At 66.2% G+C, this 19,668-nt stretch carries 18 protein-coding genes; 8 read left to right on the top strand and 10 right to left on the bottom strand.

All coding sequences use genetic code 11. From position 1 onward, the window contains the following. The first annotated feature begins 99 nt into the window (after positions 1-99). From trpD to AC58EF_RS22475, 4 genes are read left to right on the top strand one after another with little or no spacing between them, the layout of a single operon-like run. Positions 100-1,092, top strand: coding sequence for an anthranilate phosphoribosyltransferase (gene trpD, locus AC58EF_RS22490; protein WP_497278755.1), 993 nt, complete (start codon positions 100-102; stop codon positions 1,090-1,092). Continuing rightward, complete coding sequence (trpC, locus tag AC58EF_RS22485; RefSeq protein ID WP_497278754.1) at positions 1,089-1,880, top strand: indole-3-glycerol phosphate synthase TrpC; 792 nt, start codon at positions 1,089-1,091, stop codon at positions 1,878-1,880. Before trpD ends, trpC begins: the two co-directional genes overlap by 4 nt. Continuing rightward, on the top strand, positions 1,877-2,350 hold the full coding sequence (gene moaC / locus AC58EF_RS22480; protein WP_497278753.1) for a cyclic pyranopterin monophosphate synthase MoaC: 474 nt from the start codon (positions 1,877-1,879) through the stop codon (positions 2,348-2,350). The genes trpC and moaC overlap by 4 nt, the downstream gene beginning before the upstream one ends. Then, on the top strand, positions 2,347-3,528 hold the full coding sequence (locus AC58EF_RS22475; protein ID WP_497278751.1) for a molybdopterin molybdotransferase MoeA: 1,182 nt from the start codon (positions 2,347-2,349) through the stop codon (positions 3,526-3,528). The genes moaC and AC58EF_RS22475 overlap by 4 nt, the downstream gene beginning before the upstream one ends. A gap of 65 nt (positions 3,529-3,593) precedes the next feature. Here AC58EF_RS22475 and AC58EF_RS22470 read toward each other — a convergent pair whose 3' ends face one another. Further along, complete coding sequence (locus tag AC58EF_RS22470; protein WP_497278750.1) at positions 3,594-3,749, bottom strand: hypothetical protein; 156 nt, start codon at positions 3,747-3,749, stop codon at positions 3,594-3,596. Positions 3,750-3,901: 152 nt separating this feature from the next. Here AC58EF_RS22470 and lexA point away from each other — a divergent pair, with 152 nt between their 5' ends. Beyond that, complete coding sequence (lexA, locus tag AC58EF_RS22465) at positions 3,902-4,576, top strand: transcriptional repressor LexA (protein WP_497278749.1); 675 nt, start codon at positions 3,902-3,904, stop codon at positions 4,574-4,576. Here the strand turns inward: lexA and AC58EF_RS22460 are convergent. Further along, positions 4,567-6,696, bottom strand: a complete 2,130-nt coding sequence (locus AC58EF_RS22460) for a ComEC/Rec2 family competence protein (protein WP_497278747.1) — start codon at positions 6,694-6,696, stop codon at positions 4,567-4,569. The two genes, lexA and AC58EF_RS22460, sit on opposite strands and share 10 nt — an antisense overlap. 70 nt (positions 6,697-6,766) lie before the next feature. On the opposite strand from AC58EF_RS22460, the gene gltX reads away from it, so the two are divergent. Together gltX and AC58EF_RS22450 are read left to right on the top strand one after the other, a co-directional pair. After that, the gene (gltX, locus tag AC58EF_RS22455; RefSeq protein ID WP_497278746.1) at positions 6,767-8,203 is read left to right on the top strand and encodes a glutamate--tRNA ligase; all 1,437 of its coding nucleotides are present in this window, start codon (positions 6,767-6,769) and stop codon (positions 8,201-8,203) included. A 20-nt stretch (positions 8,204-8,223) separates the two neighbouring features. After that, positions 8,224-9,510 carry a citrate synthase gene (locus AC58EF_RS22450; RefSeq protein WP_497278745.1) on the top strand — a complete coding sequence of 429 codons (1,287 nt, stop codon included), beginning with the start codon at positions 8,224-8,226 and terminating at the stop codon, positions 9,508-9,510. A gap of 80 nt (positions 9,511-9,590) precedes the next feature. On the opposite strand, the gene AC58EF_RS22445 is transcribed toward AC58EF_RS22450, so the two are convergent. The 4 genes from AC58EF_RS22445 to AC58EF_RS22430 all read right to left on the bottom strand — a co-directional run bounded on the left by AC58EF_RS22445 (position 9,591) and on the right by AC58EF_RS22430 (position 13,736). Beyond that, positions 9,591-10,970: a sensor histidine kinase gene (locus AC58EF_RS22445; protein ID WP_497278744.1), complete on the bottom strand. Its 1,380-nt coding sequence runs from the start codon at positions 10,968-10,970 to the stop codon at positions 9,591-9,593. Next, on the bottom strand, positions 10,967-12,046 hold the full coding sequence (locus AC58EF_RS22440; protein WP_497278743.1) for a DUF2336 domain-containing protein: 1,080 nt from the start codon (positions 12,044-12,046) through the stop codon (positions 10,967-10,969). Before AC58EF_RS22440 ends, AC58EF_RS22445 begins: the two co-directional genes overlap by 4 nt. A gap of 134 nt (positions 12,047-12,180) precedes the next feature. Then, positions 12,181-13,347 carry a hypothetical protein gene (locus tag AC58EF_RS22435; RefSeq protein ID WP_497278741.1) on the bottom strand — a complete coding sequence of 389 codons (1,167 nt, stop codon included), beginning with the start codon at positions 13,345-13,347 and terminating at the stop codon, positions 12,181-12,183. A gap of 86 nt (positions 13,348-13,433) precedes the next feature. Beyond that, positions 13,434-13,736, bottom strand: a complete 303-nt coding sequence (locus tag AC58EF_RS22430) for an Hpt domain-containing protein (protein WP_497278740.1) — start codon at positions 13,734-13,736, stop codon at positions 13,434-13,436. A gap of 80 nt (positions 13,737-13,816) precedes the next feature. On the opposite strand from AC58EF_RS22430, the gene AC58EF_RS22425 reads away from it, so the two are divergent. Beyond that, entirely contained in the window at positions 13,817-16,501 is a 2,685-nt protein-coding gene (locus AC58EF_RS22425; protein ID WP_497278739.1) for a coiled-coil domain-containing protein, read from the top strand. A 13-nt stretch (positions 16,502-16,514) separates the two neighbouring features. Here the strand turns inward: AC58EF_RS22425 and aac(6') are convergent, their stop codons facing one another. The 4 genes from aac(6') to AC58EF_RS22405 are packed head-to-tail and all read right to left on the bottom strand — an operon-like array spanning position 16,515 to position 19,668. Further along, positions 16,515-16,973 (bottom strand): aminoglycoside 6'-N-acetyltransferase, encoded by a 459-nt coding sequence (gene aac(6') / locus AC58EF_RS22420; RefSeq protein ID WP_497278738.1) that lies wholly within the window; start codon positions 16,971-16,973, stop codon positions 16,515-16,517. Continuing rightward, complete coding sequence (locus tag AC58EF_RS22415) at positions 16,973-17,242, bottom strand: DUF1467 family protein (RefSeq protein WP_497278737.1); 270 nt, start codon at positions 17,240-17,242, stop codon at positions 16,973-16,975. Before AC58EF_RS22415 ends, aac(6') begins: the two co-directional genes overlap by 1 nt. A 9-nt stretch (positions 17,243-17,251) precedes the next feature. Beyond that, complete coding sequence (locus tag AC58EF_RS22410; RefSeq protein WP_497278736.1) at positions 17,252-18,889, bottom strand: ribonuclease J; 1,638 nt, start codon at positions 18,887-18,889, stop codon at positions 17,252-17,254. Continuing rightward, entirely contained in the window at positions 18,886-19,668 is a 783-nt protein-coding gene (locus tag AC58EF_RS22405; RefSeq protein WP_497278735.1) for a type III pantothenate kinase, read from the bottom strand. Before AC58EF_RS22405 ends, AC58EF_RS22410 begins: the two co-directional genes overlap by 4 nt.

Below are 19,668 nucleotides of genomic sequence, written 5' to 3'. Positions count from 1 at the left end.
GCAACGGGAAGCATAATTTCAAAATCTGCGGAAAAAGGGCGAAGTTGGGCGCGATCGCCCCCTCGACTCTGCCGCCCCCGGCCGACTAAGGCAGGCCCGATGACCAGCCTGCCCGATCCTTCCGCGCCGCTATCGGCCGATGCCGCCGCCCAGGCGTTCGACCTGCTGTTCGACGGCGACCTTGGCGATGAAGAGATCGCCGCCTTCCTCGTCACCATGGCCCGGCGCGGCGAAAGCGCGACCGAGATCGCCGCCGCAGCTCGTGCCATGAGGGCGCGCATGATATCGGTGAGCGCCCCCGCCGGCGCGATCGACGTGTGCGGCACCGGGGGCGACGGCCATCACACGCTCAACGTCTCGACCGCCGTGTCGCTGGTGGTCGCCGCGACCGGCGTGCCCGTCGCCAAGCATGGCAACCGCGCTGCCTCCTCCAAGGCCGGCGCCGCCGACACGCTCGAAGCGCTGGGCCTCGACCTCGACAGGGCCGCCCGCACCGCCGAAGCGACCCTGGCCGACCTCGGCATCTGCTTCCTCTTCGCGCAAAACTATCATCCCGCGCTCAAGCGGCTCGGCCCGATCCGCAAGGCGATCGGCGAGCGCACCATCTTCAATCTGATGGGACCGCTCGCCAATCCGGCGAACGTCCGCCGCCAGCTCGTCGGCATCGCCCGCCCGGCCTATGTCCCCATCTATGCCGAAGCGCTCGCCGAACTGGGCGCGGACCGGGCGATGATCGTCTCCGGCGACGAAGGCCTCGACGAACTTTCGCTCGCGGGCGGCAACGACATGGCGGAAGTGAAGGGCCATGAACTGGTCGCCATGCATCGCCTGACCGCCGCCGAACTCGGCTTGTCCACCCATCCGGTCGAGGCGATCCGTGGGGGCGACGCGGCGCATAATGCCGCGGCTCTCCGCGCCCTGCTTCAGGGCGAGCCGGGGCCGTATCGCGACGCGGTGCTGCTCAACGCGGCCGCCGCCCTTGTCGTCGCCGATGCCGTTCCCGATCTGCGCGAAGGCGTGGATGAAGCCGCCGAAACCATCGATCGCGGCCTTGCCAACGCGCTCCTCAATTGCTGGATTGCCCATTCATGACCAACAAGCTGATCGAAATCTGCGATTTCAAGCGCGAGGATGTCGCCCGCCGCAAGGCCGCGACCAGCGTCGCATCGCTGCACGCCCGCGCCAGCGAGCAGACGCCGCCGCGCGGTTTCCGCAAGGCGCTGGACGATGCCGCCCGTTCTGGCTTCGGCCTGATCGCGGAGGTGAAGAAGGCCAGCCCCTCCAAAGGCCTGATCCGCGCCGACTTCGATCCGCCCGCCCACGCCGTCGCCTATGCCGCCGGCGGCGCGGCCTGCCTGTCGGTGCTGACCGACGAACCCTATTTCCAGGGCCATGACGATTATCTGATGGCCGCTCGATCGGCCTGCGCCCTGCCGGTGCTGCGCAAGGATTTCCTGGTCGATCCCTGGCAGGTGCTGGAAAGCCGTTCGCTGGGGGCCGACGCCATCCTCATCATCGTCGCCGCGCTGGACGATGGGCAGATGCGGGAAATCGAGGACGCCGCCCTTGGCCTTGGCATGGACGCCCTGATCGAGGTGCATGACGAAAGCGAGCTTGAGCGCGCCCTTGCCCTCCGATCGCGCCTGATCGGCGTCAATAATCGCGACCTGCGCGATTTCTCGGTCGATTTCGCCCGCACCTACGAACTGGTGGGCAAGGCGCCCGAGGGCTGCACGTTCGTCGCCGAAAGCGGCCTTGGCAGCCATGCCGACCTTGTCGCCATGTCGGACCATGGCGTGCGCTGTTTCCTGGTCGGCGAAACCCTGATGCGGCAGGCGGATGTCGAGGCGGCGACCCGCAACCTGCTGACCGGCGCATGAGCGGCCTCACCCATCTGAACGAGGATGGCGCGGCGCGCATGGTCGACGTCTCCGCCAAGGCGGTGACGGCGCGCGAAGCTGTCGCCTCCGGCCGGATCGGGATGCGCGCGGAGGCTGCAAAGGCGATAGCCGACGGGCTGGTGAAGAAGGGCGACGTGCTCGCCGTGGCGCGGGTTGCCGGCATCATGGCCGCCAAGCGCACCGCCGACCTCATTCCCCTCTGCCATCCGATCGCGCTCAGCGCCGTGACGGTCGATTTCGATCTGGACGAGGATGGCGTGACCGTCACCGCCACCGCCCGCACCGCCGGCCAGACGGGGGTGGAGATGGAGGCCCTGACCGCCGCCTCGGTCGCCTTGCTCACCATCTATGACATGGCCAAGGCGCTCGATAAGGGGATGATCGTCAGCGATATCCGCCTAGAAGCCAAGACCGGCGGCAAGTCGGGCGACTGGCGGCGGGGCCCATGAGCCTGCTGCCGGTTGCCGAAGCGCAGGCGCGGCTTTTTGCCCTCGCCCGGCGCCTTCCGGTTGAAACCGTGCCGGTCGGCCAGGCCGTCGGCCGCTGGCTGGCGCAGGATATCGTCGCGCTGCGCGACCAGCCCTGGGCCGATCTTTCCGCCATGGACGGCTATGCCGTGCGTGCGGCCGAATATCCCGGCCCATGGCGCGTGACGGGAGAAAGCGCAGCGGGCGCGTCGACCCTCACGCCGCTCGCGCCCGGCGAAGCCGTCCGCATCTTCACCGGCGCGCCCTTGCCGCCCGGCGCCGACGCCATATTGATCCAGGAAAATGCGACCCGCGACGGCGACATGCTGACCGCCAACGCCGATCCGCTGCCCGCCGGCCGCCACATCCGCGCCGCCGCGTCGGATTTCGCGCGCGACGCACGGTTGCTGAAGGCCGGGGCGCGGCTCGGCCCGGCGCAAATCGCCCTTGCCGTGCTGGCGGGTCATGGCGAGATGCCGGTCCGCACGAAACCGAAGGTTGCGCTCCTTTCCACCGGGAACGAACTTGTCGCGCCCGGCTTGCCGACGCCGCCGGGTTTCCTTCCGTCTTCCAACGCGCCGATGCTGGCGGCGATGCTGGCCCCCTTCCCTTGCGACGTCATTGATCTCGGCATCGTCCCCGACGATCTGGACGTCATGGTCGCTGCGCTGGAACGCGCCGCACAGGCGGACATCATCGTTTCGACCGGCGGGGCGTCGGTCGGCGATCATGACCTTGTCCGCCCCGCCTTCGCCAAAGCCGGCGGATCGCTCGATTTCTGGAAGATCAGGATGCGCCCCGGCAAGCCGCTGATGGCCGGACGCCTGCGCGACTCGCTTTTCCTGGGCCTACCGGGCAATCCGGTGTCGGCCTTCGTCACCGGCACGCTCTTCCTGCTACCCCTGATACGGCATCTGGGCGGCGCGGCCGATCCGTTGCCGCCAACGGATGAGGCGTCGCTCGCCTCCGCCCTGCCCGCCACCGCCGAACGCGACGATTATCTACGCGCCTGGCGCAGTCCCGACGGCGTGGTGTCCGTCACGTCGCAGGACAGCGCCGCCACCGCCGCCATGGCGCAGGCGGATTGTCTGATCTTGCGCCCGGCCGGATCGCCCGCGGCCGCACCAGGCGACCCCGTCACCGTCATCCCGTTTCCCTGACCGCCATGCCCATGAAAAAGGGGCCGTCGCGCGGCCCCATTTTCATGTCGATCCAGTTCGGACGGTCAGCGTTGCTGCTTGTTGCCCGGCGCCTTGTCCTGGCGACGTTCATCACCCATCTGGCCCTGCTTGTTTTCCTGCTGCTGCTGACGATCGCGCTGGCCCGCGCCGCCTTGCTGATCGCGGCGCCGGTTCTTGTCCTGATCATTCTGGTTGGGCATTGTCTCTCTCCTGTCGCCCTTTCGATGGGCGACAGCAACAGAACCCGCTCCGGCCCTGTCCGTTCCATTGATTGCGGCAAGCCGTTCAGCGCTTGACTAATCCCGATGTGTTTCCTATGCGTTCCTCATACGTTCCATGGAGGACCGCAGCGATGTTGACGCCCAAGCAGCAGGAATTGCTGAGCTTCATTCAGACCCGGTTGGAGGAGGGCGGCGTGTCGCCTTCGTTCGAGGAGATGAAGGATGCGCTCGACCTGCGTTCGAAGTCCGGCATCCATCGGCTGATCAATGCGCTGGAAGAACGCGGCTTCATCCGCCGCCTGCCCAATCGCGCGCGCGCGCTGGAGGTGCTCAAGCTCCCCGACGCCATGCATCGCGCCCCCGCGCCGGTCGTCGCGCCCCCGACGAAGGTCGCGCCGCCCGATTTGCCGATCGCGGCCAATGACGTGATCGAAATCCCGCTCCACGGCCGCATTGCCGCCGGTGTTCCGATCGAGGCGATGGAGGGGCATAATATGCTTTCCGTCCCCGCCGCCCTGCTGGGCGCAGGCGATCATTATGCGCTGGAAGTCTCCGGCGACTCGATGATGGAAGCGGGCATATTGGACGGCGACTTCGCCCTGATCCAGCGCACCGACGTTGCGCGCGAGGGGCAGATCGTCGTCGCCCTGATCGACGAGGCTGAGGCCACGCTCAAATATTTCCGTCGCGAAGGCAGCAAGGTCCGGCTCGACCCGGCCAACGCCGCTTATGAGCCGCAGGTCTACGACCCGCGCCAGGTCCGCATCCAGGGCAAGCTGGCTGGCTTGTTGCGCCGTTATAACTGAGTTTTTCTCGGCCGGGGACGCGCGATCCAGGGGTGCGCGTCACCGGGCCTAAGGACAGTGTGAACTTCGCCCTTTTCCAGGGTGATCGACAGGCCGCCGGTGCGCGCCAGCAAGCGGCGGTCGATCTTCATCCAGCGCGGACGGCACCAGCGCGGCAGCCCGCGATCGCTGACGACGATATCCGCGGCGGCGCAATCGCGCATGAAGTCGCGCCGCGCAATCAGCACGTCGCTGCGGGTGAAAAGCAGCCGCCAGTTGCGGCCATTTCTGTCCCTCAGCCGGACGGCGCACAGGTCGGGCGAGCATCGCGCCTCCGGCAGAGCGGCCATCGCTTCCAGTTCGCCGTCATAGCCCGCACTTTCGGACAGAACATCGCGCACATAGTCGCCGGCCCGGTCCCGCAAGATCGCCATGCCCTTTCCAGTCCGCACCGCCACATGCCGCCCGTCGCCGGTCACGAGGATATCGGGCGGCGACGCGGTAAAAGTGACAAGCACGCCGATCAACGCCGGCGCCAGTCCCAGCCACCGCGCAGGCGTCCGCCACAGGAGGCACCAGAGCAGGCCCATGATGGTGACGCCGAACAGTCCGGCGCCCATGGTCGGTGCGAGCAGCGTCGCCATCGGACTGGCCGCGACGCCATGGGCGATCAGCAACAGCAGATTGAGCGCCTGCTCGGTCAGCCACCAGGCGGGCCAGCCCAGTCCGACGAGATCGAGCAACAAGGCCAGCGCCTCCAGCGGCATGACGACGAAGGTGGTGAGCGGAATCGCGATCAGATTGGCGAAGGCCCCCAGCAGACCCGCCTTGTGGAAATGGAACAGCGCGATCGGCATGAGCGCCAGTTCGACGGCAATGCCGGTCGCCAGCATCACCGCCAGCGCCCGGCCGAACCGGCGCATCGCCCCTTCGTCCCGCGCCGCGGCAAAGGCCCGAAAACGCGGATGCTCGGCCAGCGCCACCAGCGCCGTCACCGCCGCAAAGCTCATCTGGAAGCTCGGCCCCGTCAGCGCCTCGGGCCACAGCAGCAGCACCACCAGCGCGCCGGCGGCGACCAGCCGCAGCGTGATCGCCTCCCGCCCCATCGCCAGCCCGCCCAGCACCAGCAGGGCGGCGACGCAGGACCGCACCGTCGGCACTTCCGCGCCGGTCAGCAGCGTATAGCCGATCCCCGCCAGCGCCCCGCCCGTCGCCGCGATCAGCATCAGCGGCAAGCCGAGCGCCGCCCGCCGGCTCAGCGCCATGACACGCATCAACAGGAAGATGACCGCCCCGATCAGCGCCGTCACATGCAGTCCGCTGATCGACAGAAGATGCGCCAGCCCGCTCCGCCGCATCGCCTCCGCATCCGCTTCAGGAATGGCGCCCTGGTCCCCCGTCGCGAGCGCGGCGGCGATCCCCTCCGCCGATCCATCCACGCTTGCCAATATATGGCCGAACAGCCGCGCCCGAAGCGGCGGCGGCACGACGGACGGCTTCAGCACCTCGACCGGCTTCAGCGCTTTTCCGGTGGCACCGATCCCCTGGAAATAGGCCCGCGCGGCGAAATCATAGCCGCCCGGCACGCTCGGCGGCGCCGGAGGCATCAGCCGAACGCGGAAACGGATACGCGCGCCCTCGCCCAGCCCCGCCGGAACATCCGCATCAGCAATATTCACCCGCACCATCGCAGGCAGGCCGGGCGCATCGATCGGCCGAAGCATGACCCGCACCATCGCCTGCGCCGGAACCGGCCGCTGCGACATCACATCTGCGGTGAGTTGGACGAAGATCGCCCGCGACAGCGGCTTTTGTCCTACCATCTCGGCCTTGCCCCAGATCAGCAGGCAACCGGCGCACGCCAATATTGCGCCCGCGATAATCATCCGTCGCAATCGCCCACCGGCCGGCAGCATCGCGCCGACACAGGCGAGGGCCAGCGCCCCGCAGCAGAAAGCCAGCCATGCCATCGCATTGGGCAAGATGAACCAGGCCGCGATGCCCGCGCCCAGCCCCGCCGGCGCCCAAAGTCCAAGCTGTTCACGCTCGCGTTCCAGCCAGCTTTCAACGGCTTCCAGCCCCGCCCGCGCCAACAGCAGCGGCCTCGCACCAAGGGAGGTTTGTCGTGGCTCAAAAGCCATGCTAGGGGGCGTCGGATTCATGGGTCAGCTAGGGCGAATGTCAAAGAATATGACGGCGAGTGCAACGGGAATGAACAAACAGGTGGTGACCCGTTTCGCGCCGTCGCCCACGGGCTTTCTGCATATTGGCGGCGCCCGCACCGCGCTCTTCAACTGGCTGTTCGCGCGTCATCATGGCGGCAAGTTTCTGCTCCGGGTCGAGGACACCGACCGCGCCCGCTCCACCGAGGAAGCCGTGGCCGCGATTTTCGACGGCCTGGAATGGCTGGGCCTGGGCGGCGACGAGCCGGCCGTCTTCCAGTTCGAACGCACCCCGCGCCATGCCGAGGTCGCCAACCGGCTGCTCGAAGCGGGCCATGCCTATCGCTGCTATGCGACGCCCGATGAACTGGCGACCTTGCGCGAACAGCAGCGCGCCGCCAAGCAGCCGATGCGCTATGACGGCCGCTGGCGCGATCGTTCGCCCGAGGAAGCGCCCGAAGGCGCGCCTTTCGTGATCCGCATCAAGGCGCCGCAGACAGGCGAAACGGTGATCGAGGATGCCGTGCAGGGCCGCGTCGTTGTGCAGAATGCGGAGCTGGACGATATGATCCTGCTGCGTTCGGACGGCACGCCCACCTATATGCTGGCCGTGGTGGTCGACGATCATGACATGGGCGTGACCCATGTCATTCGCGGCGACGACCATCTCAATAACGCCTTCCGCCAGTTGGCGATCATCAAGGCCATGGCCCAGATCGAGGGGGGCTGGGAAGAACCAATCTACGCTCATATCCCGCTGATCCACGGATCGGATGGCGCGAAACTGTCCAAGCGCCACGGCGCGCTGGGGGTCGACGCCTATCGCGACGAGATGGGGATGCTGCCCGAAGCGGTGCTCAACTATCTGCTGCGTCTGGGCTGGGGGCATGGAGACGAGGAAATCATCTCGATCGCCCGCGCCATCGAACTGTTCGACATTGGCGGCGTTGGCCGCTCGCCCTCGCGCTTCGACATCAAGAAGCTGGAGAATCTGAACGGCCATTATCTGCGCGAAGCGGACGACTCGCGGCTCGCGCAACTGGTCGCACCGCGCGTCGCCGATCGGCTGGGAAAGCTTTTGCCTGAAAACGGGTTGGACATTTTGACCCAGGCCATGGCTTCGCTGAAGCCCAGGGCCAAGACGCTTAACGAAATTGCGGAGGGGGCCGAATTTCTGTTCAAGAATTGCCCGCTCGATTTTGACGAAAAGGCCTCCGCTCTGCTAGACGACTCCGCGCGCGCTCTGCTGACAAAGACAGCCGACGCTCTCCAGCCCGTCCAGTCCTGGACGGTCGAAGCGATCGAAGACGTGATACGCCGCGTGGCAGAGGATGCCGGCCTGGGATTGGGCAAGGTAGCGCAACCGCTACGTGCGGCGCTCACCGGTCGCACGACCTCGCCAGGCATTTTTGATGTCCTCTTCCTGATCGGGAAAGAGGAGAGCTTGGAACGGCTGGCCGCTGCTGGGCACGCAACGGCCGGTTGATGACAGTCAAGGAGAACAATATGTCGGATAATAAAGCCAATTTGACCATCGGGGGAGCGAGGAACGACTATGCCATCATGGACGGCACGGTCGGTCCCCAGGTCATCGACGTTCGCAAGCTCTACGCCCAGACCGGCATGTTCACCTACGATCCGGGTTTCACCTCCACCGCCAGCTGCGATTCCGGCCTGACCTATATCGACGGCGATGCGGGCGTGCTGCTGCACCGCGGCTATCCGATCGGCCAGCTGGCCGAACAGTCCAGCTTCATGGAAGTCTGCTACCTGCTGCTGAACGGCGAACTGCCTTCGAAAAGCGAACTGGCCGACTTCACCACCACGATCACGCGCCATACGATGGTGCATGAGCAGTTGACCGCCTTCTTCCGCGGTTTCCGCCGCGATGCCCATCCGATGGCGATCATGTGCGGCGTGGTCGGCGCCCTTTCGGCCTTCTACCATGACTCGACAGACATCAATGACCCGGAACAGCGCCGCATCGCCAGCCACCGCCTGATCGCCAAGATGCCGACGATCGCCGCGATGGCGTATAAATATTCGGTCGGCCAGCCCTTCGTCTATCCGCGCAACGACCTCAGCTACACGGCCAATTTCCTGCGCATGACCTTCTCCGTCCCGGCCGAGGACTATATCCCCGATCCGGTGGTCGTGGACGCGATGGACAAGATCTTCATCCTCCATGCCGACCATGAGCAGAACGCTTCGACCTCGACCGTGCGTCTGGCCGGTTCTTCGGGCGCCAACCCCTTCGCCTGCATCGCAGCCGGCATCGCCTGCCTCTGGGGTCCGGCGCATGGCGGCGCCAACGAAGCCGCGCTCAACATGCTGCGCGAGATCGGCACCGTCGACAAGATCCCGGAATATATCGCCCGCGCCAAGAACAAGGACGATCCGTTCCGCCTGATGGGCTTCGGCCACCGCGTCTACAAGAATTACGATCCGCGCGCGACGGTCATGCAGAAGACCGCGAAGGACGTGCTGGAGAAGCTGGGCGTCAACGACCCGATCTTCGACGTGGCGAAGGAACTGGAGCAGATCGCGCTCAACGATCCTTATTTCATCGAGAAGAAGCTCTACCCGAATGTCGACTTCTATTCGGGCGTGATCCTTTCGGCCATCGGTTTCCCGACCGAGATGTTCACCGTGCTGTTCGCCCTTGCCCGCACCGTCGGCTGGGTCGCGCAGTGGAACGAAATGATCTCCGATCCAGCGCAGAAGATCGGCCGTCCGCGTCAGCTCTACACCGGCCCTACCGAGCGAGACTATATCCCGGTCGACAAGCGCTGATCGGCGCTGACTTTGCCGGAACGAAAAACGGCGCCTCTTGCCAGGGGCGCCGTTTTTGTTGGTGCTCCAGGGGCCTGAAATTATCCCGGGACCGGCAATGACAGGATGAAGCGCGCGCCCTCGCCCGCTTCCCCGCCGATCCGAATGTCGCCCCCCATCGCTCGCGCGAGGCGACGGGAAATATACAGGCCAAGGCCGCTGCCACCGGCATCGTCACGACCCAGCCGCTCGAACTTGTCGAAGATGCGCTCCCGGTCGGCCGGCTCTATGCCCGGCCCCTGATCGATGACCATGATCCGCGCCTCGCCATGGCCCTGCTCCGTCACGATGCGCACCATGCTGCCCTCCGGCGCATAGCGCACGGCATTGCCGACCAGATTGACCAAAATCTGAAGCACGCGGCGAAATTCGCCGATGGCGTTTACGGCGCAATCGGTTTCCGGCGCGACGATGCCGATCTGGCGGTCGAGCGCCCTCACGCCCAGCAATCCGGCAGCACGGCGACCCAGGTCCGCCAGGTCGACCTCCTCGGCCACGACCGAAAAATCCGGCCGATCAATCGCCTGCAAATCCGCCAGATCATCGACCAGCGCCATCAGGTGACGGCCGGCAGATGCGATATCCTGCGCATAATCCGCATAGTCCGGGCGTAACGGCCCATCCAATTGGGCGCTGATAGTATCGGCATTGGCGATGATTCGTCCCAGCGGCTGCCGCAGCGACCGGTCGAGCCGTCGACTGAAATCGGCAGGGTAAAGCGTAACCCCGCTATCCGACCGGAACGGCGCGACCACGGCCTGTTCCATCGGCAGCGCGGCGCCCCGATAGCCGATAAGTTGACCGGCCATGTCGAACAGTGGGAAGGCGGACAGGCGGAACAGGCGCGTTTCGTCTCCAACCAGCGCCGCGGCCTGATCGCGAAAGGCATGACGCTGGGCAAGGCCGCGCAGCATCGCCATATCCCCTTCCTCGTCCGGCTTCAGGTCGAAAAAGGCGGAAAAGCGGGTGCCGGGCACCGGCGCGTCGGCCGGCAACGCCCCCTGGGCATCGTCCCCCGCCAGCACCATCTGAAAGCGAAGCTGGGTATCGATCTGCCAGATCCACCCTTCCGCCAGGGCAGCGATGTCGGATTCGCGCGCGGTGGGATCCGTGGGCACCGTCGCCCTGGACCGCTCGCGCCAGTCGATGACCGATAGCGCCAAGCCGCCCCCTTCCGGCCGCGCGCGGACCCACATGTCGATGTCGCCACGCTCGGCCGCGGCCACCACGGGGCGCGATACGGTGACGCCCAATCGCTGGGACAGCCGAACGATCGCCGCGATCTGAGGAACGGCGATCGGCGTGCCGATGTCGCCCCCCGCTTCCCGCTGCAACGCCAGAAGCAGGGCATCCGCGCTCGCCAGACTGCCGTCGGGGAAGAGCGAAGCCCGCAAGACGGCAGGATGAGCCGGACTGTTCATGCGGCCATGACGCACATAAGATGGTCGAGCTTCGCGCGGAACGCGGCGGGCGTGCGCAGCCCGCTGATGATGCCGTCCGCCTCATCCTCGCTCACGCCCTGATAGCGTTCGGCCTCCGCAATCACGAAACTGTCGGTCAACCAGGGACGGACGGGCCGCAAGGCCAACAGCAGTTGGCGATAATCCGTATCGGTCCCGCCCAAGGCCCGGCACAGCCCCGCGAGTTGGGTCAGCGGCGCCATGACCAATATGTCGATGACCTGCACGATCCCAAGCCGTTGCCGGCGGGCGGCCAGGGCAGCGAACAACAGGAACCGCCGCCCGCTCAGCGCCGCGCCAAGCGAAGCGGACGCATCTGCCTGCGCGCCCATCTGCCGGACCAGTTCCTCGGCCGCGACCAATGGACTGACGCCCTCATCATGATCGGCCAGCAAGGCTTGACCTGTTCGTTCGAATGCGGCCAGCATCCTGTCTGCGCGATCCGGCGCGGACCGCCGCGCCGCCGCTGCCAGGCAGGCCGATGTCGTCCAGACCATTTCGGCGAAAAATTCGGCAGGGACATCGGGCCGCATCGCCTGATCCTCCCCGCCACGCGCCATCCAGCGTCCTTCCGCCAGGGCAAGAATGGCGAAGGCTTCTGCAAAGACGGCATCTTGGGAATGCGGTCCATCCTCGGCCGCCTCCCCCAATTCGGTATCCGTCCGCCCGAACTGGCGCAGCATCAGGCTGACACCCGCGCGCAATTGCATATGGGCCAACAAGGCAGGGCTGAGCAGCGTCGGCTGGGCACAGATTATCGGCCAGCAGAGCGGACCGGACGTCGACGCCAGGGCATCGGCGATGTCCGGCGCCTGATCGAGTGCGACGCGCAGAGCGGTTTCGATCGCCGTGAAGCATCCGCCCAGATGCCGGCGCGTTTCAGCCGTCAGCGAATCATGGCGCGCGCCTGCGGTCGGAAAAAGGAACGCCAGATCGATGGCATGGCCGACAGGCATGGCGGACATGCCCGCCATGACCCGCGCCATCGGCCAGCTGCCCGCCACGGTCGATCCGGCAAGGGACGAAAAGGCGCTCATGCGATGCAGCATAGCCGCACGTCGTTAAAATGCACTAAACCTTGGGCGCGGATTCTGGCTCGCGCTGCATCGAAATCGGACAATCGTCGCGCGCATTATCTTTTGTTTTCGCATCGCTTTACCTCATCGAACGGTCAGTTGCGCTGACGCAGGATGATCGCGCCGACGGACCCGATGACGGCGAGCATGGCGACGCGGAACGCCTCGTTCAGCAACCCGATCGGCCCCGCGAGGAGAAGCAGCAGCAATATGGTGCCCGGCGTGACGATCATCCAGGGCCTGGCATGACCCGTCAGCCGCCACCGGTCGGCCACCATGATGACCGCCAGCAGCAGCGCAAGGTCCATCGCCTGGGTGGTCCCGCCAGCGATTGCCAACGCAGCCAGGGTCGTCGATGGCGTGACGAAGGCCAGCCATCCCAGCGGCGGCGCACGCAGCGCCAGCTCGTCGAGCCGGTCGGCCGTTTCCGCCAGCAACAGGGCCAGGAGAAGCAGCGCGAAGCCTGTCAGCGTCCACAGCAGTTCGATCGGCACCAGCGCAATCGCACCCAGCGCCATGCCGGCGATCCGCACCTGCATGGCCGGCACCTGCATACGCATGAGCGCCGGACCGATGATCCGCGCCACCGGCGCGAGAAGAAGATGTTCGATGCCGCCCCGCGACCGGCCCTTGGCCGCGCCCGCCGCCGTCACCGCCTGCGCAACCAGATCCGCCTGTTCCTGGCTCTCGACCATGGCGACCCGGCCTTCGAGCAGATCATCCTGTGGAACCGTGATCCGCCGCGCGCCTTTCTGCACCGCGGCGCGCACCAGCGTCAGCGCCAGATCCCAGTCGCCGATCATGTCGAGCGTGCCGAACAGCAGAGCCGGGCTAAGCCGGGCGATCCCAGCCCAGCGCTGCCCGGCGTCGATTCGTTCGAAAGGGGCGCTGGCCCGGCTGTCGTCCGTGACCAGCAGCGCGTCCCCCTCCGCCTGGCCCAGGCCGTCGATATGCCCCTGCGCGATGATGGCGCCGTCCGCCACGAGCAGCACGTCCGCGTCCCTCGGTGCGTCGCGCACCATCGTCACCATGTCGCGAATCAGCGCCACGGCGATACCGTCCGCGCTTAATCTGTCCACCGCCTGCGACAGGGCCGGCGTGATCACGCTGACCATGATCAGAATACGGTCGGCACCGGCGCGAACCGCCTGCCGCGCTTGATATTCGACAAGCGTCTGGCCGGCAAAATGCAGGCTCGCGCGCAGACCGGCCGACGAATCGACCGTCGTCCTGCTGGCGCTCAGAATAGCGGCAAAGCTCATATTGTTACGCGATCGACCCGTTCATAGTGCGGGCGACCTTTTCGCAAGGCCGACAGCCCGACGCAAGCAGCCCGTACGCGGATAAGTCAGTCCTGCTCCAGCGCCGCGAGCGCTGCGTGAAGACGCCGCAATATCCGCGGATCGCCCGGTGCGCCCTCCACCGCCTCATCCGCCAGCGCGATAAGCGATATCAGACCGAAGCTGGCGGCCAATCCTTTGAGTCGCCAGGCGGCGAGATGCCAGTTCGCGTCGCAGCGTGCTCGGCCAAGCAGGTCGATCTGACGCGCAGCGCTTTCCAGAAAAGCCACGCGCAGATCGGCGATCAACGCATGATCGTCGCCGACGGCGGCGGCAAGGGCAGCATCAAGGGCGCCAGGATCATAGGACATGGCGACCAACGCTATCGGGTTTGCGTTAAGTTTTGGTAACAGGGCATTTGCCTCTGCGGAAAAGCTGCTAGGATGGCGCCATGACAGGGGGCAGCACAATCGTCGAGTTCTGGCGCGACGACCACACCGCGAAGAGCGATCATGCGCAGGCGGACGATATATTGCTTTTGAAACAAGCCGTTCTCGACATCGAGGAGGATGATTCGAGCGAAGGCGCCGGCGACGCCTGGGTGAAGCGGCTGCGCATCACCCTGGGGTTGGTGGCGCTTGGATGGCTTGGGTTCGCGCTCTGGGCGATGATCGGTTCGGGGATCGGTTCAGGCGAGCTGCGCGCCGGACCTTCGGCTTGGGCCGGCGCCGTTGCGACCGTCGCAGTTCCGCTCATTTTGCTGGGCCTTGTCTACCTTCTGCTGGTGCGTAACAGCCGCACTGAATCGCGGCGCTATCTCGACACGGCCAGGGCGTTGCGGACGGAGGCGGACCTGCTCGAAATCCGGCTGGGGCGCATCACCGCCCAGCTCGAAGCCGCGCGCCAGACCATGCAGGATCAAGCCGAACTGCTCGACAGCTATGGAGCGGCCGCCAGCAGCAATATGGAGGCGTCGGCCGAATTGATCGCGGCGCGCGCGCAAACGACGGCGGAGCGCGCCGAGGCTGCCGAACAGGCGGGGACCGCGCTGGTCGCGCGCATGGACGCCCTGATCCGGGTAATCCCTGAGCTGGAGGATCGCGCCGGGCGGATGGCGGCGCAGATCATGGACAATGGCCATGCGCTGGCCGAGCGGATCGACACACTGGAAGCGCGGTTGCACGCCCTGACCGAAATGTCGGACGAGGCCCGCGCCCGCACCCTGGCCGCGACCAAGAGCCTGACCAGCCAGCTTGGGCAGTTGCAGGACGCGACCCGGACGGCATCCGAGGAAGTGACCGGCCTCGCCGAGATCGCCTCCGGGCGGATCGAGACCACTTCGCTTGGCGCGCGGCAGATGATGGAGCGCAGCCGTCAGGATCTGGAGGCGCACGCCTCCGCCCTCACCGCCTTGATCGAAGCGGCGCAGACCGGCCTGTCGAGCACCAGCGACAGCGTCCGCATCGCCTTGTCCCGCGACCTGGACGGCGCGCAGGCGGAAATGGATAGCCGTCTGGAACGGCTGCTCGCGACCGTGCGCGAAACCATGGCCAGCACCGACGAAGGCCTGTCGCGCCGGGCCGACACGCTTCAGGCGCTGGTCGCGGCCGCGCAGGCCGGCATTGGCCGCACCAGCGACGAAGCGACCGCGCGCCTCGCGCAGGACATGGACGCGATCGAGGCCGATCTGCGCCAGCGGCTCGACGCCGCGCTGGATCGAGCGGAGGAAGCGCTGGCCCTGACCGATGGCGGCCTCACCAGCCAATCCGAGGCGCTGGAGGCATTGATCGCCCGATCGCGCGCCCATCTGCACGCGATCGGGACCGACACCGTCTCCGGCCTGTCGGAGATCATCGGCGATGTCGAAGGCCGGCTCCACCAGATCAACGATCTGATCGAAGGCCAGCGCACGCTGATGTCGGGCCTGCACAGCGGCCTGCATGAAACCGTCGCCTCGACCGAGAACCGTTTCGCCGCTTTGGAAGACAATGCGCTGGCGCGCAGCGAGCGGTTGACCACGGCGCTCGCTCATCTGACGGCGGAAACGCAACGGATCGACAATGCGCTGGCGGCTGGCGGCATGACCGCCGAAAAGCTGATTGGCAGCGCCGAAACGCTCCTCGTCGCGCTCGATTCCAGCGTGCGCGAACTGGACGAAACCTACCCCGCCGCACTCCAGCGGTTCGATGGCCGGCTGGAACAGAGCCGCGCCCTGCTCGGCAGCGCCACGCCGGAAATGGAGCATCTGGAGGCGATTTCGCAGGCGCTTGTCGGCCGGGCGGAAGAAGCCGAATCGATGCTTCGCGGCCAGGGCAGCCGCCTGACCGAATGGCTTGAAAGCACGCAGGGCGGGCTGGAGGCCAATCGCGAACTGGTCGACCGGCTGCGCGCCGCGCTCGACGCCGCGCATCAGGATGCCGCGCGCATTACCGAAGGGGCCGGGCCGCTTCTGGTCACTGCGCTGCTTCGCGTCAAGGATACGGCCGATCAGGCTGCAGAGCGGGCGCGTCAGGCGCTGGGTCGCGCAATTCCCGACGCCGCCAAGCAGTTGGCAGATGCCAGCGAACAGGCGTTGCAGGCCGCGATAGGCGACAAGGTCGAGGCGCAGATCGCGCATATCGCGCAGGTTGCGGAGGAAGCGGTCAAGGCGGCGCATCAGGCGTCCGAGCGGTTGACCCGCCAGCTGCTGACAATTGCCGACACCAGCGCCAGCGTCGAACAGCGGATCGAGGCAGGGCAGCGCGCCGCGGAGGATCGCGACCGCGACCATTTCGCGCGGCGGTCGGCCCTGCTGATCGAATCGCTCAACAGCACCGCGATCGACGTCGCCAAAATCCTGTCCAACGATGTGACCGATTCGGCCTGGTCCGCCTATCTCAAGGGCGACCGGGGTGTGTTCACCCGTCGCGCGGTCAAGCTGCTCGATGCCGGCGAGTCCCGCGAAATCGCGCTCCATTATGACAATGACGCCGAGTTTCGCGATCATGTGAACCGCTACATCCATGATTTCGAAGCGATGCTGCGGATCATCCTGTCGGCGCGCGATGGCAACGCGCTGGGCGTCGCCATCCTCTCGTCCGACATGGGCAAACTCTATGTCGCGCTCGCCCAGGCGATCGAGCGGTTGCGGCAATAGGCCACAGGGCGTTTCAGCCTATAGGCTTGCGGAAATAGACGACCCGCTCGGTTTCGGCGAAACCGAGCGCCGCATGGAAAGCGTGGCTTTCGCCATTGGCGATATCCGCGTCGGACGCCATTTCGGTGCAGCCATGCGCCCGGCCCCAGTCCCTGACCGCATCGGCCAGGGCGCGCGCCGTGCCGCCACGCCGCGCCGCCGGCTCCACGAAAATGCCCTCCAGAAACACGACCGGGCTGGTGTCGCATCCATTGACATAATCATGCCGCAACGCCGCTTCGGCGAAACCGATCGCTTCGTCCGCGTCGTCTAAAGCGAGAAAGGCGATTACTTCGCCATTTTCCTTCAATTGCACGAGAATATCGTCGCGATGTTCGGCCAGCGACGCTTCGGGCCAGAGTTCCGCGCGCATATAGGCCCAGCGCTCGACATGGGACGCCCCCGCCGGGATGATGCGGGGCGCCCTGGCCATCATGACCCGGCCCGATAACCCGGCAGCATGTCGATCGTTACCCAGCCCTGGACATAATTGGCATAATAAAGCCCGAAGATCAGCAGCGACAGGAGGGTCGCGCGGAGGGCGACCCGGCCCGGCCGGAAATTGCTGGGCGCGCTGTCCGCCTGCCCCTTCAGCAGCACTTCGCCCGTTTCATCGGGCGTGCGGATACCGAAGGGCAGCATGATGAAGGCGCTGACCACCCACATCAGGAAATAAATGGCGAAGATCGCGTACCAGTTCATGGCACGAACCTAGGCGCGGATCAGCAACACGTCCACTACGGGTTTCTTGCCGGTCCAACGGGTCGCGGTGCGACGCACCGCCAGACGCACGCGCTCGCGCAGCGCCTCCTCCTCCGGCGATCCCTTGGGGACCACAGCCGCCGCTTCCTCGGCCGCCTCGACCAGAAACGCCGCCTTGTCCTCCTCAACGGGAACGCCCTGCGTCCGTAGCGCAGGCTCGCCGATCAGCTTGCCCTTGCGGTCGAGCGCCACGGCGACGCTGATCTGGCCGTGAAGACCCAGCTTGCGCCGTTCGTTCATCGTCGATCCGTCGGCGGGAAGGATGACATCGCCGTCCAGCACCAGTCGGCCAGTGTCCTCCCGCCCGATGATCTCGGGCGCGCCGGGCGCCAGCCGCAGCAGATCGCCATTGGACTGAACGGGGGCATGGCGGATACCGGTCGCCAGACCGAGCCGCGCCTGCTCCGCCATGTGACGGCGTTCTCCATGGACCGGAAGCAATATGTCCGGCCGAATCCAGCGATACATCGCCTCCAGTTCAGGGCGGCCGGGATGACCCGACACATGCACTTCCGCCTGGCGATCCGTCACCATCAGCACGCCGGCGGCCGCCAGCGCATTCTGGATGCGGCCGATCGCGATTTCGTTACCGGGGATCTGCTTGGAGGAAAAGACGACCAGATCGCCCTCCGCCAGCTTGATCGGATGGCTGTCGAACGCGATGCGCGACAATGCCGCCCGCGCTTCGCCCTGGCCGCCGGTGGCGATGATCATGACATCGCTGCGGGGCAGCGCCATGGCGTCGTCCCAGTCGATCGTCGGCGGGAAATCCTTGAGATAGCCCGCGGCCTTGGCCGTGGCGATGATGCGGTCGAGCGACCGTCCCGCCACGCACAGCTTGCGCCCGGTGGCGATCGCCACCTCGCCCAGCGTCTGCACGCGCGCGGCATTTGACGCGAAGGTCGTGACGAGAACGCGACCCTTGGCGCCCGCGATGGTCTGCATCAACCCTTCGCGCACATCGCCTTCCGAACCACTCGCCTGCGGGTTGAAGACATTGGTGCTGTCGCACACCAGCGCCAGCACGCCCTCGTCGCCGATCTCGGTCAGTTCCTCGGGCGTCGAGGGCTGGCCGAGCAGCGGCCGCTCGTCCAGCTTCCAGTCGCCGGTATGGAAGATGCGGCCATGGGGCGTGTCGATCAGGACGGCATTGCCCTCCGGGATCGAATGGGCCAGCGGCACATAGCGGAAGCCGAACGGGCCAAGGTTGAAGCTGCCCTCATTCTCGATGACGTTCAGTTCGACATCCTTGGTCAGCCCCTCCTCTTCCAGCTTCAGCCGGATCAGCCCGGCCGTGAAGGGCGTCGCATAAAGCGGCACGCCAAGGTCGGCCGCCAGATAGGGGATGGCGCCGATATGGTCTTCATGCCCATGGGTCAGCACGATACCGAGCAGGTCGTCGCGCCTGTCCTCGATAAAGCTCAGGTCCGGCAGGATCAGCTCTACGCCGGGATAGGCCGGGTCAGCGAAGGTCAGGCCGAGGTCGACCATCACCCACTTGCCCTGGCATCCGTAGAGATTCACGTTCATGCCGATCTCGCCCGACCCGCCGAGGGCCAGGAAGAGCAGCTCGTCCTTGGGTGTCATTCTGTTTTCAAACTCCGTTCGTACAACAGCGCCAGCCCCTGGATTGTCAGGTCCGGCGCGATCGCATCGAAAATATCACTATTGTCATTGAAGAGGACCGCGAGGCCCCCCGTCGAAATTACCTTGGCGGGGCGGCCGATCTCCGCGCGGATGCGCGCGACCAGCCCTTCCATCATCGCCACATAGCCCCAGAAGACGCCGATCTGCATCGCGTCGACCGTTGTTCGCCCGATCACCGACCGATTTTCCGGCGGCTCGATCGCGATCTTGGGCAGCTTCGCCGCCGCCGCGACCAGCGCGTCCAGCGACAGGTTGATCCCCGGCGCGATGATCCCGCCCTTATAGGCGCCGCTATAATCGACCACGTCGAAAGTCGTCGCCGTCCCGAAATCGATGACGATCAGGTCGTCCTGATAGAGATGGTGGGCGGCGATGGCGTTTACAACCCGGTCAGCGCCGACCGATGCCGGTTCGGCCACATCCAGCTCGATGCCCCAGCCCACCGGCGCATGGCCTGCAATCAACGCCTCTGTCTTGAAATATTTATCCGACAACACCTGCAAATTATGCAGCGCCCGTGGCACGACGGTCGCAATGATGACAGCGTCGACGTCGCTCATCGCATAGCCTTCCAGTTGCAGCAACTGGTGGAGCCACACCGCATATTCGTCGGCGGTGCGGCGCGGATCGGTCGCGATGCGCCAGCGCGTGCGGATTTCCCGCCCGTCGAGCAGGGCGAAGACGACATTGGTGTTGCCCGCGTCGATCGCGAGAAGCAT

Source organism: Sphingobium sp. WR1 (assembly GCF_059693745.1).
Note: the sequence above shows the minus strand (reverse complement) of the source record. Positions and strands in the feature narration are given on the sequence as shown.